A 16,572-nucleotide genomic window follows, 5' to 3' on the forward strand; every position below is an offset into this window, starting at 1 on the left:
TTGAGCGTGAATAGACCCGATTACGTTCAAAATGAGCAAAAATATTGCTACAAAAAGATATTTTGAACACCGCACACTTGGTAGTAAATGAATTTTCATAAATTTGTTATTGTATTTTAAATACTTATACTTTTTTAATGCTTATCCTCCAAACGCCAATTTTTAGGATAATTTTATTAAAGGTTCTTTTGCTTTGTATATTGATTGTGTTGCTATTTTCTTGCAGAAAAACAGTTGACACAATCATATACAATTCAAAAACCCTTAACTAGTGTTGTTTGAATTTCTTAGTTTCATGAAATTTAGAAGGGTTTTATTGATTAAAGACTGATTAATTTTGAATAATAATATATTAGTAGTTAGGTAATTAATGAATACAATTTAGTTGACATTTTTTTTCGTAAATAGCTGATAGTTAGAAGATTGAAATGCTAGTCGCCAGTCACTATTTACTAATCACTACTTAATCAATTGTGAATGAGAATTGTTTTGCCAGCTATTTCGTATTGAAAGCCAGAAGTAAAAGCAATCCCTTGCATGATATTTTCAAGTGTTTCTTGCTGAAATTCTCCACTATAATGTCCTTTTAGCTCAACATTGGGAAGGACGATGATATTTACTCCGTACCAAATCTCTAACTTTGTAAAAACATCAGTAAAGTTATCGCCATCAAATACTAATACTCCTTTTTTCCAACCAGTTGCTTTTTCAAGGTTCACTTTTGTTTTTAGGATATTAGCTGTATTATCTAAAGTTCCCATTTCATTAGGAGTAAGGAATTGAGACTTTCCAGATGCTTTGTCTTCCATTTTTACTTTTCCAGTTGCTACAGCTACTTGTACTATTTTTTCATTAGCGTAAGCTCTAACATTGAATGATGTTCCTAATACTTGCGTTTTTACTTTGCCTGTTTCCACAATAAAAGGTTTCTTCTTATTTTTAACAACTTCGAAAAATCCTTCACCAACAAGCGTAACTACTCGATTGGTTTTGCTAAAAGCTACTGGATAATTGATGCTACTTCCAGCGTTGAGATGTACAATACTGCCATCTGGTAATATTACTTTGGTGCGTTGTCCTTTATAAGTAGTGGCTACTTCTATTGAATTGTCTGAGCGAACAATGCTGAAAGGAGCAGGATTTTCGTTACTTGTCCAATAAACACTTCCAATAAATGCCATAATAACAGAAGCTGCTGCCGAAAGTCCGAATAATGTTTTTCGGAAATTGATTTTGCGAATTAACTTTCTATCAGCGTCATCTTTATTTTGTTTAAATGCTTTGATTTGTTCAAACATTTTATCTTGTTCTACTTCGTCAAGCATAAATTCATTTTTATAATGCAGAGATTTCACGAATCGTTTTGCCAACAACAAATCGCTTCTTCTTTCTGGATGCTTTTCTGACCATTCTTGCCAATGTTCATCCAACTCAGCGTTTGGTTGGTTAACCCAATTCACAAAATTTGGGTCTTCGAGTAAATCTTTTATTTGTTCAATGTTAGAGTACATATTTGTAGGTTTTCAATTAATAAAGACAAACAATGCTAGGATGACCATAGCAAAATCAATAAAAAATGAATTTATAGTGAATAAATTGAATAATTCATTGAAAATTAAGGTATTAGCTTCTGTTTTATTTTTAATTATTCTATGATATTCTGTAACTAAAAGTATTTATGCGTAGAAAAGTAAAAGTTTTTATTTTTTTTATACAATTTGTTGGTTTTGTAAATATTTTATTATCTTTGTGTATGATTGTGTCAACTTGACACAAGTTTTCAAAAGCTCAACGAACATAATTAGATGGATAAAGTATCTGACAGCCAGCTTTGGAATGAGTTTCTAAAAGGAAGTGATTCTGCCTTGGAGACGATTTATCGCCAATACGTGAATGTATTGTACAATTATGGTCGTCAATTTTCAAGTGATACGGATTTGGTGAGAGATGCTGTTCAAGAGTTATTTTGTGAATTGATACAAAGTCGTGAACGTTTGGGTGCGACAACCTCGATTAAGTTTTATTTATTGGCAAGTTTGAGAAATAAGTTAGTCCGTAAAGTAAAACATGAAGATAGATTTTCTAGTTTGAATGACTTTGGCGGAGATTTTCAGATTGATTTTGCCGCAGATTCAGATATTTTACGTGAACTTTGTTTAGATCAGTCGGGAGAACTTTTACAAGAAGCATTTAATAAATTACCGATAAAGCAAAGAGAAGCAATTTTATTATACTTTTACGAAGATGTGAGTTACGAAGAGATTGCCCAAATCATGGAAATGACGAAAGTAAAATCAGCAAGAGCCTTAATTTACAGGGCATTAGATTCTTTACAAGAGATTTTTAATGTTGGTTCAAAATACTCCTATCCTTGGGAATATCCATTGGTTGGTTAGATTTACTCTCTGGACAAATATTCATAAAAAAATTCCCGTTTGAATTGAATTTCAAACGGGAATTTTTCACTTTAAAACTTATAGTAATTAGTTTTTGTAGTAAAACTCGCTTGAGAATGAGTTTGTTACATTTTTTAATTTGCTTTAAAATGGGACTAAGGTTTTGTAGTAGGTTACATAATAATATTATAATGAAAATGGATATTGGAGTTAAGGAAGTAATCTCTAATCATTTAACCCTAATAAATCCCCAAATTTTGAAATCAAGCTGTCTTTCGTTAAGTTTGTTAATCAACCAAACTAACCAATAAATCCTTGATGGAAAAAAATACTTCTCCCACTACTTCACAAGAACTAAAAAAAGAACTAAGCCTAACTGATGCCACTATGATTGTGATTGGCTCTATGATTGGCTCTGGTATTTTCATCGTTTCAGCAGATGTTACTCGTAACTTAGGTTCTCCCGGTTATCTATTACTGGCTTGGATTATCACTGGGATAATCACTTTGATTTCAGCACTTTCTTATGGCGAATTGGCGGGTATGATGCCCAATGCTGGCGGTCAATACGTTTATCTCAGAGAAGCTTATAATTCTTTAACGGGTTTCCTTTTTGGCTGGACTACCTTTTTGGTTATCGAAACTGGAACGATTGCTGCCGTTGCCGTCGCTTTTGCCAAATATACTGGTGTTCTGCTTCCTAATTATATCGGTACTGAACATAAATTCCTTCTTTTTGATACCCAACAACTTTTAGCAATCGCCCTTATTTTACTCCTAACTTTCGTGAATGTTCAAGGTGTAAAGAATGCTAAATTGGTTCAGCTAATCTTTACAGTTACCAAAATTGGGGCTTTATTGAGCTTGGCTGTTGTTGGAATAATTGTTGGTTCAGACCCTAAAAAAGGGATGTGGGCAATCAATTCAATTGATTTCTGGAGTCCAGTGAAAATTATATGGGAAAATGGTAAAATTATGGATTACGAATACTTGTCGGGCATAGGTTTATGGTCGGCAATGGGTTTGGCTTTGATTGGTCCATTGTTTTCTTCATCGGCTTGGAATAATGTTACTTACACCGCTGGCGAAATGAAAAACCCTAAACGTGATATTCCATTAAGTTTATTGTATGGAACGCTAACGGTAAGTGCTTTATACATTCTGGCAAACATTGCTTACTTAATGCTTTTGCCAGTACAAGGACATCCCAATGCTGAGGATACGCTTTCAAGAGGGATAATGTTTGCAACGAATGATAGAGTAGGGACAGCTGCCGCTGAAATGATTTTCGGCAATCCTGCTACTATCATCATGGCGATTTTTATCATGATTTCTACTTTTGGCTGTAATAATGGTATCATTTTATCGGGAGCGAGAGTCTATTATGCGATGGCAAAAGATGGACTTTTCTTCAAAAAAGCAGGTGAACTCAACAGTAAAGGTGTACCTGCTTTTTCATTATGGATTCAATGCGGATGGGCTTGTTTATTGTGTTTAACAGGTACTTATGGTGATTTATTAGATTATACCGTTTTTGCCATTTTAGTATTTTATATATTGACCATCGTTGGAGTATTCGTTTTGCGTAAAAAACAACCCAATACTCCACGTCCATACAAAGCTTTTGGCTATCCCGTTATTCCTGCGATTTATCTTTTATTTGCTACGGGTCTCTGCGTGAATTTATTGATTTACAAGCCCGTACCATCTTGGGCAGGTGTTGGCATTGTAGCTTTAGGAATTCCTGTTTTCTATTTATGGAAAAAGAAAGCATAAAAATAGTACAACAGATTTCCAATCTGTAGAAAACAATAGAACAGGTCAAAAGCAAAACTTCTGACCTGTTTTTTATTAATTTAATCGTACCAATGTGGAATTGAAATATACTAATCATTGACCAAGCCGACAAATTACCCAACTTCTAATCATACCAATGTGGAATTGAAATGATAAATACATTTGGTCGGGTTTGAGCAACAATTCTTTTAATCGTACCAATGTGGAATTGGAATATTGGGCTTAAATCTTTCAAATCTTGCCGAACATCTTCTAATCGTACCAATGTGGAATTGAAATGCGATTTACATCATCTCCAAACAACATAAGTACCGATAACCCAATACCGAAACTTTTTTGCATTAACAGAAGTTGAACAAGAACAGTACAACGGATTTCCAATCCGTATAATTATAGCATTGACGGATTGAAAATCCGTGATACAAACTTATTTCAAAATCAATCAACATGACGAAAATTGCTCTTATTACTGGAGGTTCAAAAGGAATCGGATACGGCATTGCCGAAGTATTAATCAAAGAAGGAATCAAAGTGGCTATCACAAGTCGTTCGCAAAGTAGTGCAGACGAAGCTGCATCAGAATTGAATAAAATCAAAGAAGGTTTCGCCATTGGGATTGAATCAGATGTAAGAAATTTGGCTTCTCAACAAAATGCTGTTGATACGATTCTTGCTACTTGGGGAAGATTAGATTATGTAATTGCTAATGCAGGAGTAGGTCATTTTGCACCGATTCAAGACTTAACTGATGAACAATGGCAAGAAACAATTGATATTAACTTAACTGGTACTTTCAATAGTATTAAGGCTTCTTACTTGGCTTTGAAAGAAACTCAGGGATATTTTATCACAATTTCAAGTTTGGCTGGCACTAACTTTTTCCCCAATGGCGGAGCATATAATGCGAGTAAATTTGGTGTGGTAGGTTTCTCTCAAGCCATTATGATGGATTTAAGAAAAGATGGAATCAAAGTAACAACGGTTATGCCGGGTTCTGTCGCTACCCATTTCAATGGACATTCTCCATCTGAAAAAGATGCTTGGAAGATTCAACCAGAAGATATTGGTCAGATTGTAGCAGATTTAATCAAAATGCCTGCAAGAACTTTACCAAGTAAAATAGAAGTTCGCCCAACGATGCCAGCGTAATTAATTGTGATTGAGTGAATTGTGAATCTTCTGAATTTATTACAATTGTAGAATATTTTCCTTTTTTCTTAGCAGGTGAATTTGTTCACCTGCTAAGAAAGTCTTTAGCTCCAGTATGCTACTTAATTATAAACAAACTCAAGTTGAAAAAGAGGCTTCTGCTTTTTCTTAACAGGAGGAATCGAATTGATTTTCAACGTAATAAAATCTGTATCTGTAGAAGAACTATAGTTGGTATCGGTATTACTTTGTTCCGTCCAATTTCTGGTAAGTACTTGTAATTGCTTTTTCAATTGCTCGAAATTAGCTTTTACTTCTTCTTCACTTTCGCTTTCAAATAATACGCTTTTGTAATTGGCAGTTTGTCCATTATTATCTTTAAAAATAAGAGCATTTTTGCCACTTACTAATTCAAGATTAGTCTTAAAACTCTCTAAACCAGCCGTTTTATCTTTCTTTTCTTCTTTTTTATCCTTCTTGATTTTCTCGCCAGTGATATTTTTAAAGTTTTCCTTTTTCGATTTCTCCAAAGCCTTAAACTGATTCGCAAAAGTTTGGTCAAGTCCAGATTCTATTGCCGAAGCCGTAGTAATGGTTTTCGCAATTTTATATTTTCCTAATTGTCCAGCATCCATCGAAGTCGCCAACAAAGTATAAGTCCCCGTTACAGGAGCAACATAATGAAACTTATTGATGCTATTGCCTTTGAAAGGCTGAGAATCATAGCTAAGTTCTTGCTTATCTTTAGCAGGTGTTTTTAAGCTCAACATTACTCTAAAATTAGCAGAAGAATGTTCTAAAAAAAGTTCTTCGCCAGCATGTAATAGCAATTTATAAGAATCATAATAACGTTTTTCACCGTTTTGATTAGCCGTTAAATCTTTTGGGCTAAGACTCGCCTCCACAAAATCCTTTGCTTGTTGCACACCAGCTTTCAGCGGATTTTTATTGAGTAATTCAGTCGAATCAATTTTTGAAACTTTAACAGCAGGAGTTTTTTTTGCAGGCTTTTTCTTTTGAGCAAAAGTATTAAAACAGAAAGTAAGAGGAAGTAAAATAAATAACAACTTAGTTTTCATTGTATGGGAAATTTTGGGATTTCACGCAAGAAGGCACAGAAAAATAAAACATGCAAATTTTAAGCAGATTTTGAGAGAAATTAATATTGAATAAATAGTAAGAAAGCTAACCTTGGTGGATAGCATTTCATTATGTCGATTTACTCCTGAACGTTGCAGGAAGGAATTTCAATGTGCCGATTAGCTCCTGCACGTTGCAGGGAGGAATTTCAGCGTGTCGATTGTCTCCTGCACGTTGCAGGAAGGAATTTCAGCGTGTCGATTGTCTCCTGCACGTTGCAGGAAGGAATTTCAACATGTCGATTTGCTCCTGCACGTTGCAGGAAGGAATTTCAACGTGTCAATTGTCTCCTGCACGTTGCAGGAAGGAATTTCAATGTGTCGATTGTCTCCTGCACGATGCAGGAAGGAATTTCAGCGTGTCGATTTGTTGCTCCGAGTTGGAGGAATGAATTTCAGTGTGCCGATTTGTTGCTCCGAGTTGGAGGGAGTAATTTCAGCGTGCCGATTTACGTCCTTTGTGGTGTTTTACGGGGTCGCCTAGATCACCAAGCCTTGCGTCAGCAACTCGTCATCTCATAATCTTCAAGATTATGAGTATAAAATTAAGTTTTTTAGCATTGAAGGTTGGTTCGTTGCTGGCGCTCATCTCGTTGGAGAAAAACTCCAACGATGGCGAAAAGGTCATTAAAAGAAACAAAAAGCCCAATCATTCAAAGGAACAACTGGGCTTTTTGTTTAATAATAAAGATGACTATTCCTCAAACTTAATTTTATGGTAAATATCCGCTAAAGAAATACTGCTGTTTTCTACGGGAAGGGCATCTTCAAGGCTATAAAAATCTTGATTAATCCAAGTATTGGGGTTTTCAGAACGAATAAAAGTTGAAACACTTACTTTTTCTGGATTAATATAAATCACTTGATGAAGGCTACTCAGTAATTTGTATTCCGACAGTTTTTCTGATAAATCAAAGGCCTTGGTTGCTGGCGAAAGTACTTCTACGATGATATAAGGATTGGTGATGATAGCACGAGACTTTTCTTTAAAAACAGGATTTCCTTTTACCACCATTACATCGGGCATATAATAACCTCCCTCAAATTTGGGAATTTGCACACCAGAGTTACTTCCTAAAACAAGAATATCATCGTTGTTGAAAAAAAGCATATTGAATATTCTACCCAGATTCATAACAATGGCTTCATGCCATAATGATGCTAATCCCATAGTAATAATTTCGTTTTCATGATATTCTATTTTAAAAGGCAATTCCTTTGTCACAGAAAAGAAGTCTTCTTCTGAGGCAGGGATGCGTACCAATTGCTGAGTATTCAACTCAGTTAAAATGGTTTCTTTCAAATTTTTAGCAATAACCATAGCCTTGTTTTTTATCAAATTTAAACAAAATCTACCAATGTAGCTTTGACAAATTTTAAATTTGTCAAAGCTCAGTAATCAAACTAAAATTCATCTTCACAACCAATCGGAGCACCCGGAGGCAATTCTTTATGAGCCGTTACTTTGGCTGCTGAAGGATTTTTCATTCTTTCCAAAGCATAGTCTAAATGTGCTTGATAGCTGACATCTTTTACGCTTTTCTTAGTTTCTTCAATGTATGCTTTTAAGTCTTTCAAGCTTTTGCCCATCAATGCTTTTACTTGGTAACTCGCTTTTTCATTGACACTTAAAGCTAATAAATGCGTGAGCAAAATTTGTTCAGTTTGTAATTGTACTTCTAATGCTAAACCAGTTTTGCGGGGTAATTTCCAAGTATTTTCAATTAATTGTGTATTGAGTTCGTCTAAAGTAATACCTTCGCCACGAGCCGCATATTCTACCATTCTTGAAGCACGTTCTGGTTGTAATAAAAATTGTAAAGGAAAATCTGCCGCCGACTCTGCCGCTGAAAGTGCATCAAAGGCTAAACCTGTTCTTTTCTTAAACAATTCTCTTGAAGCATTATAACCAGCAGGACGAGGAGGAATTGATTTAATAATGTTTTCTGGAAGCGTTAAAACGTCAGGACTCAAACATTGAATGGCAGCTTTTAATGCTCTTTGTTGTGTTTCTTTTGAAACCAAAATCGTTGGAATTTGTCCGTCGCCACGCACCGCATAACGATAGTCAACGCTACCCACAATTTTGGAAACTGCTTCAATTTGGTAACGATGTAAATTATAAATCGGCACTAAAGCGTCTTCCAAAAATGCCATCGGTACGCCTTCACGAATGGTTTTTTCGCCAAAGTTGGCTAAAGCTTTTTCTCTTACTTTCAACAAAACGTTTAGGTTTTCGACTGGGTCTTTGCCCTCATCCCAAAGATGTGCGTTTGGACTCGCTGAACCAGCAGGACGAGCATCTTGGTCAGTTAAAAACAATAAACCTTTGTTGCGAGCATCTTGTAAAATTTTATTTAAACCTGCTTTTTCATCTGTTCCTTTCGGGAAATCTTGGTAGCCAAAAGCGATAGAAGTTTTGTCCCATTCGCCAATGCCCACAGCATAAGCATCTGATAAATCAACTTCACCTTTTGCATTTAAACTTACTCTTGGATGCGGATAGTCCATCACCGAAGCACGATTATTAGTACTCGCCGAATAGTTGTGCATAATTCCTAATGTGTGTCCAACTTCGTGAGCGGCTAATTGTCTGAGACGTGCCAAAGCCATTTTTAACATAGGGTCTTTTTCTGGATCTAATTTCTTGCCATTTTCAAAAGGAGAAAGTAAACCTTGAGCAATCAGATAATCTTGACGAACACGCAATGAACCCAAAGTAACATGACCTTTCAAGATTTCGCCAGTGCGTGGATCAATCACCGAAGCACCATACGACCAACCACGAGTAGAACGATGCACCCAGTTGATAACATTGTAGCGAACATCCATTGGGTCGGCATCATCAGGTAATAATTTTACTTGGAAAGCATTTTTATAACCAGCAGCCTCAAAAGCCTGATTCCACCAAGCCGTTCCTTCCATCAAAGCTGAACGAATAGGCTCTGGCGTACCATTATCTAAATAATAAATGATGGGTTTTACAGCTTCCGAAACTTTGGCATTCGGGTCTTTTTTCTTCAAACGATGTCTAACAGTGTAATATTTCTCAACGGGTTCGCTCACTGGTGTTGAATAATCGAAATAAGAAATCGCATTGAAACTTGAACGTGGGTCAAATTCTCTTTTTTCGTATTGATTATCGGGCAATTGCACAAAACTGTGGTGCATTCTCAAGGTAATTGCCTCAGCACTTGGCGTAACAGATTTTACAAATCTACCTGCATCACTTCCCCCTGTAAACGTTAGGCTTACTTCAAATTCTGAGTTTAAAGGAAAATTTTTGGTACGTTCAAAATACATTGCCGAACGAGATTTATCTAAAGCGTATGAACCTTCGCCCATGCCTTTGATGCGGTCGGTAACGCCCATGGCATCTTGCATTAATAAATCGGTTATTTCTACCAAGTACTTGCCATTTTCTTCGGCTTCAATGGTAAAACCTGCTAAAGTAGATTGAGCAAAAGATTGCGTTACGGCACGCTTTTCGTTGCTATCGTTTGTGATAGCACGATACTTTAAATTAGGTTGAATCAATAAAATTTTTCTTCCTACTTTATTGAAAAACACTACTTTTTCATCGCCCAATAAGCCACGGTCTAACCCAATATCATTTGAACCCAAACCAGCAGGCAATGAAGTAATGTATAGGAATTCTTGGTTGAGGTTAGATACTTCTAACCATACTTTTCCATTGTCTTCATCCCACCAATAATTCATAAAACCTTCGTATTTTTTGAAGGAGGCAGTCTTTTCAGAAATACTTGGGAGTTTGTCAGCAAAGGTTTGAAAGCAAAAAAAGAGTAGGATTAATAAAGGTAATTTTTTCATGTTTGATGAATTAATTATTGTTTGTTGAAAATATACAGGCAGAAGCCTTCTTAAATTTCGTGAAAAAATCTCAAATTTGGGGTATGAATCAACAAAATCATCAATTAAAAATCTGGGCGGGCTTAATTACACTATACTTAGTTTGGGGTTCAACCTATTTAGCTTTACGTTTTGTCGTAGAAACAGTTCCATCCATGATGGCATCTGGCTTTCGAAATCTTATCGCAGGAACTATCCTTTTTATTTTTTCTATCATCAGTAAAAAGTATCAGAAGCCTACTCGTAAAATGCTGTTTACAACCATTGTTACGGGATTTTTGATGCTTACTTTTGGCAATGGATTATTTACAATTGCGGCAAAATGGATACCTTCAAGTTTTTCAGCATTGTTCTCAGCCATAGGGCCAGTACTGTTAGTTTCTTTGCTTTGGTTGATTAATCATGAGAAACCAAATCTTAGAGTAATTGCAGGGGCTTTTCTTGGAATTGTCGGCGTTGGTATTTTAATGACATTGAAGTCATTGGCTTTAAAAGGCTATGAACAATATTATATGCTTGGTGTATTATTCTTGTTTTTAGCAATTTTTGCTTGGAATTTTGGCGTTGTCATTGTAAAAAGAGCCATGATTTTTGATTTCCACGCTTCGCAAATTTCTGGAATGCAAATGATGACAGGCGGAATATTTTCGTTGATGATTAGCTTAGGTTTAGGAGAATTCAATCACTTCGATTTTTCAATCATTCAGCCTAAAGCATATTTATCTTTTATTTATTTAGTAGTTTTTGGCTCTAGTTTGGCTTTTCTAGTTTTTAACTGGTTATCTAAAGTAACTTCGCCAACTTTGGTGGCTACTTATACTTATGTGAACCCATTGGTGGCAATGATTTTGGGTTCATTATTTGCTGGCGAAAGCCTTCATCCATTAATGCTTTTGGCGGGAGCAATTATTATTACAGCCGTAATTTTAATCACTACTGCAAGAAATAAAACAACCGTAGAAAATACTTGACACAGCACATTAATTTTATCTTTCAAAACCAATCTTATGAAAAAAATCATTTTAACATTTACTTTATTATTAAGCATGAAGTACGCACAAGCGCAACAAGAAATGCCATTGTATTCAAATGGTGTTCCGAATGCTAAACAAGTACCGAATACACAAAAGTCTGTTACGGATAAAAATGGCGTACTCCGAATATCTGAAGTAACAGTGCCAACATTAACAGTTTATCCAGCCGATGCCGATAAAGCTAACGGAACTGCCGTGATTATTTGTCCGGGTGGAGGTTATGGTATTTTGGCGGCTAGTCACGAAGGTTCGGATGTGGCAAGTGTTTTTAATAAAATGGGCGTTACTGCTTTTGTATTGAAGTATCGTTTGCCTAATGACAATGCTCAAATTGATAAATCAATCGCACCTTTACAAGATGCACAACACGCATTAAGAACTGTGCGTAAAGATGCGAGTAAGTACGGAATCAATCCAAGTAAAATTGGCATTATGGGTTTTTCAGCTGGTGGACATTTGGCTTCAACGGCAGGAACACATTTTGATAAACAAGTAGGAGAGGTAACAAGCGAAGTTTCTGTTCGTCCAGATTTTATGATTTTGGCTTATCCTGTAATTACTTTTAAAGATTTTGGTCATGCGGGATCAAGAATTAATTTAGTTGGTAAAACAGCAGACCAAACCTTAATTGATGAATATTCAAATGAATTGCATGTTACGAAAGATACCCCACCAACATTTTTAGTTCATGCTGGTGATGATACGGCTGTGCCTGTGAAAAATTCTTTGGTCTTTTATGAAGGATTACAAAAAAATGGGGTGTTGGCTGAATTGGTGATTTATCCAAAAGGCGGACATGGTTTTGGTTTAAATAATAAAACCACGAATGAAAAATGGATGGACAATGTGAAGAATTGGATGGATTCTTTAGGATTATTGAGTAAATAGCTTTGAGTATTAAGCTGTGAGTTTGAAATTTTTCTCAAACTCACGGCTTTTTGTTTTAATTTAATGAATTTATAACCGATAACGGCAACTAACGGAATCTTAAATCAATATTATCATTCACTTCAATTTTATAAAAACCTTTTATTTTGAAGACCGTTTTCCAGAAGAATTTTAAGAAAACTAATGTTTTTAAGGCAAATATTTTCTGACTTCTTAGTTCAAAGAATGGATTTCGGAGTTTGGAAATATTGACAGAGATTTTCCACAAGTAAAAGAAAGTCGCTAATGAAGTGTAATGAAAAATGAGTAAAAGATAGAACCCCAAACCATATTCTTTACGAATCCAAAGTAAGTTGGACACTTGCATTTGCGTTCCAAATCGGTTGATAGGGGAGATGTTCGTTCTTCTAAACGGAGAATCTTTTTCTAAATGAATAAATTGTATTTCCTCAAAACAGCAGATTTTTCCAACCTTTCTTAGCCTGCCAGCCCATTCAAAATCTTCGGCATACATAAAAAAGTCTTCATCCATTTTGCCCGCTTTTTCGATGGTTTTTCGAGCAACCAACATAAAAGCACCACAACATAATTCAGATTGATTGGGGTCTTCAAATTGTGGTTCAGGAAAAATCTTTTCTAAATACTTGTTCATCGAATTTGGAGCGATAATCAAGAATTTCAAAAACTCATTTCTATTTCTGAAGTATGGCATTTTTACCAAATCAGCCGTTACTTGTATTCCCCCAATTGCCGAAATATCTGGATTTGCTTTAAGTTTTTGCCAAGCTTTAAAAATTGAATTCTCGAAAAGTAATGTATCGGCATTCAACAATAAAAAATAATCTCCTTTAGCAATTACCATTCCTTGATTATTTCCTCTTGAAAAACCTGAATTATAAGTACTTGCTACCCAAACGATATCTGGATGAACTGATTTGATGATATTTTCAGAAGTATCTTGTGAATCATTGTCAACCACAATTACTTCATAACTAACATCTTGCGTAAATTTTTTGATAGAACTAATACAATTAACTGTTAACGTTGCTGATTTATAATTGATAATGATAATCGAAACATCCATGCGAAACTGATTATTTGAAAATTCTAAGGACTAATTTTCTATAAAATTACAATTAATTCAGTTGGGGCTTAGGTTTATTGATAGAGTAATTTATGAATAGCCTGTTATTTCCTTAAAAAAAACCTTGATTGATTGTTCTGGAAAAGTAAGCATACAAAAAAGCCCGATGCCACAGACATCAGGCTTTCTAAATATAATCCTTACTTTATTTAATGTTATTGTCTTTGAATCGCTATTAAATTGTATCCCTCTCACATATTCTCTTCGTTACAAAAATAATAAAAAATCCAAATAAATAAACATATAATACAATTATTTGTAAGAATTATTTATTTTTTTTGATTTCGCCTTTATTCTTTATAAAAAATGGCTCAATCAATATCTTAAATCACTCAAAATGATGGCTACAAACCACTTTTTTGGTATAAATCTGGTCTTCTCGCTTTAGTGCGTTCGATTGATTGTTCGAATCTCCATTCATTAATTTTGGCTTCATGCCCAGATAAAAGTACTGGCGGTACACCAATTCCTTCAAATTCAGCAGGACGAGTATAAACTGGAGGCGCCAAAAGATTATCTTGAAAAGAATCTGTCAATGCCGAAGTTTCATCATTTAATACGCCCGGAATCAATCGAATAATGGCATCTGCACAAACTGCCGCTGCCAATTCTCCTCCAGAAAGTACGTAATCACCAATTGAAATTTCTTTGGTGATAAACATATCACGTACTCTTTGATCAACACCTTTGTAATGTCCGCAAAGAAATAAAAGATTTCCTTGCAGTGACAATTGATTGGCTGTTTGTTGATTGAAAGTTTCGCCGTCGGGCGTCATGTAAATGATTTCGTCGTAATGTCTTTCACTTTGTAAATGGCGAATACAACGAGCAATTGGCTCTACACTCATCACCATTCCTGCACCTCCACCAAAAGCGTAATCATCTACTTGGCGTTGTTTTGAAAGAGAATAATCTCTTAAATCATGCAGAATGACTTCTACATGACCAGCCTCTTGTCCACGTTTTAAAATTGAATGAGCAAAAAAGCTTTCCATCAATTTTGGCACTACCGAAATAATATCTATTCGCATGGTCGGAATCTGGAATTAGTCTTCTAAATACACTTCTAACAAACCTTCTGGTAAATTTACATGAAGTATTTTTTGTTCTTTTTCTGCTTGAAGTATAATTTCATCAATCACAGGAATTAATACTTCTTTACCTTTATAATCCATCACCAACAAGTCCTGCGCTTGCATAGAATGCACAGTTTGTACTGTACCTAAATGACCTAAATTTTTATCAACTATTTGGAAACCAATGATTTCGTGATAATAGAATTGGTCATTATCAAGTTCAGGAAGTTCATCTAATGGCAAAAAAGCTTGAAGATTAATCATTGCTTCCGCTTTTTCAAAAGTATCAATATCTTCAAAATGTACAATCGCACGATTGCCAGAAAGGCGGTAGCTTTCAATAAAATAAGGAACTAATTCCCCTTTTACTTCCAAGAAAAGGCTTTCTAAATCTTCATAATCTTCAGGAAAATCTACATCTAACCAAAGGATTACTTCGCCTTTTAGTCCATGTGTTTTGGTGATTTTTCCTAGTTCAAAACAATCCTCTTTAGTCATTGCTATATTTTTAGTATCAACGATACTTATTGTCTTTGTTGGAATGAACCAATGTGTACAAATAAAAAATGATACAAAACAGCTTATTAAAAGAGTTTTGTATCATTTTTAAAGAAATTTCTTTGAGAAAATTACTCAGCAGATTCTGTAGTAGCTTCTTCACCTTCAGCTGCTGGAGCTTCAGTTTCTTCTGCAACAACTTCTTCTTCTACAGTGTTTTTCTTAGCAATTGCAGCAGCACGAGCAGCATTGATTTCTACTTCTCTTGCTAAACGAGCAGCTTTATCAGCAGCTTTGCTTGCATCAAGACCATCAGCTTTACCAGAGATTTTTAAATCTTTGCTAGTTTTCCAGTCATTGAATTTAGAATCAGCAATATCTTGAGAGATAGCACCTTTGTTAACACCCACTTGCAAGTGTTTTTTCAACAATATACCTTTATATGACAAAATTGCACGAGTAGTATCTGTTGGTTGAGCACCGTTTAAAACCCATTTCAAAGCACTTTCTTCATTCAAATTGATTGAAGCAGGGTTTGTGTTTGGATTGTACGTTCCGATTTTCTCAATGAATTTACCGTCACGTGGAGCTCTTGCGTCAGCAATAACGATGTCATACATCGCTAATTTTTTACGTCCACGACGTGCTAATCTAATTTTAACAGCCATTTTTTATTTACGTTTTAGTGAAGGAACCCGTCCTTCGGTTATGGTATTTGTAAATTGGAGTGCAAAGATAGTTAAAATTAAGGATTTAACAATGCTAGAATGATAAAATATTTTACAATAACATAAAAAGAATACAATTTGAGGTTAACTAAGCATAATTAATATTTACTCAGTTGAAAAACATTCTATCATTAAACAATTGCTTTGAATTATTCCTGCACTGATTTACATGGTTAACAAAAAGTACTTTAGCGAAAAATAATGCAAATTTTTGCAATATAAATGTAATTTTACGTTCAGATGAATATAAACAAAACTTAAATAAATACATGAAAAGAAGAGACGCAATTGCCAGAATGGCCTTAACGATGGGAGGAATTCTATCTGCTGGTACTTTGGCAACAGTTTTAGAAGGCTGTAAATCAGGCAGTTCATCGGTGGCTACAGGTGTTAGTTTTTCGCCTGAGCAAAGTGCAATGATTGCTGAAATTGCTGATATTATTTTACCTCGCACTCAAACGCCTGGTGCAATAGATGCAAAAGTGCCTGAGTTTATCCAGATGATGTTGAAGGATTGCTACAAAGAAGATCAGCAAAAAGCTTTCTTTGAGGGCTTAACTAAATTGGATGAAGACGCTAAAAAGGCTAATAATACAGAATTTTCTAAATCGACACCAGCGCAAAAACTGGCTTTGATTAAAGCAGAAGATTCGGCGAAGGAGCGCTCTGAATTCTGGAAAACAATGAAAGATTTGACAATTTTGGGATACTTTACCTCTGAACCTGGAGCTACCAAAGCTTTAGCGTTTTTAGAAGTGCCGGGTAAGTATGAACCAATCAAATTACAAAAAGGACAAAAAGCTTGGGCTATGAGCTAATTGTTTTCGAAAGAAGTCAAATATTTATTCATTCA

At 35.1% G+C, this 16,572-nt stretch carries 14 protein-coding genes; 6 read left to right on the forward strand and 8 right to left on the reverse strand.

Annotated features, from left to right (window positions below):
- Nucleotides 1–467 precede the first annotated feature (467 nt).
- Entirely contained in the window at nt 468–1,511 is a 1,044-nt protein-coding gene (locus VB798_RS21045) for a FecR family protein (RefSeq protein ID WP_323689210.1), read from the reverse strand.
- 294 nt (nt 1,512–1,805) lie between these two features.
- Here VB798_RS21045 and VB798_RS21050 point away from each other — a divergent pair, with 294 nt between their 5' ends.
- From VB798_RS21050 to VB798_RS21060, 3 genes are all read left to right on the forward strand, one after another.
- Nucleotides 1,806–2,396: an RNA polymerase sigma factor gene (locus VB798_RS21050; RefSeq protein ID WP_323689211.1), complete on the forward strand. Its 591-nt coding sequence runs from the start codon at nt 1,806–1,808 to the stop codon at nt 2,394–2,396.
- Between the two features lie 318 nt (nt 2,397–2,714).
- Nucleotides 2,715–4,172 carry an APC family permease gene (locus VB798_RS21055; protein ID WP_323689212.1) on the forward strand — a complete coding sequence of 486 codons (1,458 nt, stop codon included), beginning with the start codon at nt 2,715–2,717 and terminating at the stop codon, nt 4,170–4,172.
- 468 nt (nt 4,173–4,640) lie between these two features.
- Entirely contained in the window at nt 4,641–5,342 is a 702-nt protein-coding gene (locus tag VB798_RS21060) for an SDR family oxidoreductase (RefSeq protein WP_323689213.1), read from the forward strand.
- 122 nt (nt 5,343–5,464) lie between these two features.
- Here the strand turns inward: VB798_RS21060 and VB798_RS21065 are convergent, their stop codons facing one another.
- From VB798_RS21065 to VB798_RS21075, 3 genes are all read right to left on the reverse strand, one after another.
- Nucleotides 5,465–6,421: a hypothetical protein gene (locus VB798_RS21065; RefSeq protein WP_323689214.1), complete on the reverse strand. Its 957-nt coding sequence runs from the start codon at nt 6,419–6,421 to the stop codon at nt 5,465–5,467.
- Between the two features lie 754 nt (nt 6,422–7,175).
- Nucleotides 7,176–7,802 carry a Uma2 family endonuclease gene (locus tag VB798_RS21070; protein ID WP_323689215.1) on the reverse strand — a complete coding sequence of 209 codons (627 nt, stop codon included), beginning with the start codon at nt 7,800–7,802 and terminating at the stop codon, nt 7,176–7,178.
- A gap of 83 nt (nt 7,803–7,885) precedes the next feature.
- Entirely contained in the window at nt 7,886–10,312 is a 2,427-nt protein-coding gene (locus VB798_RS21075) for a zinc-dependent metalloprotease (RefSeq protein WP_323689216.1), read from the reverse strand.
- Between the two features lie 59 nt (nt 10,313–10,371).
- Between VB798_RS21075 and VB798_RS21080 the strand changes: the two genes are divergently transcribed.
- Nucleotides 10,372–11,322, forward strand: coding sequence for an EamA family transporter (locus VB798_RS21080; protein ID WP_323689217.1), 951 nt, complete (start codon nt 10,372–10,374; stop codon nt 11,320–11,322).
- Nucleotides 11,323–11,358: 36 nt separating this feature from the next.
- A complete protein-coding gene (locus VB798_RS21085) occupies nt 11,359–12,273 on the forward strand; it encodes an alpha/beta hydrolase (RefSeq protein WP_323689218.1) in 915 nt (304 codons plus the stop codon).
- 88 nt (nt 12,274–12,361) lie between these two features.
- Here VB798_RS21085 and VB798_RS21090 read toward each other — a convergent pair whose 3' ends face one another.
- From VB798_RS21090 to VB798_RS21105, 4 genes are all read right to left on the reverse strand, one after another.
- Nucleotides 12,362–13,357, reverse strand: coding sequence for a glycosyltransferase family 2 protein (locus VB798_RS21090; RefSeq protein WP_323689219.1), 996 nt, complete (start codon nt 13,355–13,357; stop codon nt 12,362–12,364).
- Between the two features lie 404 nt (nt 13,358–13,761).
- Nucleotides 13,762–14,448 carry a tRNA (guanosine(37)-N1)-methyltransferase TrmD gene (gene trmD / locus VB798_RS21095; RefSeq protein WP_323689220.1) on the reverse strand — a complete coding sequence of 229 codons (687 nt, stop codon included), beginning with the start codon at nt 14,446–14,448 and terminating at the stop codon, nt 13,762–13,764.
- 15 nt (nt 14,449–14,463) lie between these two features.
- The gene (gene rimM, locus VB798_RS21100; protein ID WP_323689221.1) at nt 14,464–14,991 is read right to left on the reverse strand and encodes a ribosome maturation factor RimM; all 528 of its coding nucleotides are present in this window, start codon (nt 14,989–14,991) and stop codon (nt 14,464–14,466) included.
- Nucleotides 14,992–15,122: 131 nt separating this feature from the next.
- The gene (locus VB798_RS21105) at nt 15,123–15,659 is read right to left on the reverse strand and encodes a 30S ribosomal protein S16 (protein WP_323689222.1); all 537 of its coding nucleotides are present in this window, start codon (nt 15,657–15,659) and stop codon (nt 15,123–15,125) included.
- 329 nt (nt 15,660–15,988) lie between these two features.
- Here VB798_RS21105 and VB798_RS21110 point away from each other — a divergent pair, with 329 nt between their 5' ends.
- Nucleotides 15,989–16,537 (forward strand): gluconate 2-dehydrogenase subunit 3 family protein, encoded by a 549-nt coding sequence (locus VB798_RS21110; RefSeq protein ID WP_323689223.1) that lies wholly within the window; start codon nt 15,989–15,991, stop codon nt 16,535–16,537.
- Nucleotides 16,538–16,572: the final 35 nt, after the last annotated feature.

Origin of the sequence: Arcicella lustrica (assembly GCF_034930985.1) — a bacterium.
Lineage (GTDB): Bacteria > Bacteroidota > Bacteroidia > Cytophagales > Spirosomataceae > Arcicella > Arcicella lustrica.

Coding starts and splice junctions, on each gene's coding strand:
- VB798_RS21045 (WP_323689210.1), bottom strand. CDS start 1,511: ATGTACTCTAACATTGAACAAATAAAAGATTTACTCGAAGACCCAAAT.
- VB798_RS21050 (WP_323689211.1), top strand. CDS start 1,806: ATGGATAAAGTATCTGACAGCCAGCTTTGGAATGAGTTTCTAAAAGGA.
- VB798_RS21055 (WP_323689212.1), top strand. CDS start 2,715: ATGGAAAAAAATACTTCTCCCACTACTTCACAAGAACTAAAAAAAGAA.
- VB798_RS21060 (WP_323689213.1), top strand. CDS start 4,641: ATGACGAAAATTGCTCTTATTACTGGAGGTTCAAAAGGAATCGGATAC.
- VB798_RS21065 (WP_323689214.1), bottom strand. CDS start 6,421: ATGAAAACTAAGTTGTTATTTATTTTACTTCCTCTTACTTTCTGTTTT.
- VB798_RS21070 (WP_323689215.1), bottom strand. CDS start 7,802: ATGGTTATTGCTAAAAATTTGAAAGAAACCATTTTAACTGAGTTGAAT.
- VB798_RS21075 (WP_323689216.1), bottom strand. CDS start 10,312: ATGAAAAAATTACCTTTATTAATCCTACTCTTTTTTTGCTTTCAAACC.
- VB798_RS21085 (WP_323689218.1), top strand. CDS start 11,359: ATGAAAAAAATCATTTTAACATTTACTTTATTATTAAGCATGAAGTAC.
- VB798_RS21090 (WP_323689219.1), bottom strand. CDS start 13,357: ATGGATGTTTCGATTATCATTATCAATTATAAATCAGCAACGTTAACA.
- trmD (WP_323689220.1), bottom strand. CDS start 14,448: ATGCGAATAGATATTATTTCGGTAGTGCCAAAATTGATGGAAAGCTTT.
- rimM (WP_323689221.1), bottom strand. CDS start 14,991: ATGACTAAAGAGGATTGTTTTGAACTAGGAAAAATCACCAAAACACAT.
- VB798_RS21105 (WP_323689222.1), bottom strand. CDS start 15,659: ATGGCTGTTAAAATTAGATTAGCACGTCGTGGACGTAAAAAATTAGCG.
- VB798_RS21110 (WP_323689223.1), top strand. CDS start 15,989: ATGAAAAGAAGAGACGCAATTGCCAGAATGGCCTTAACGATGGGAGGA.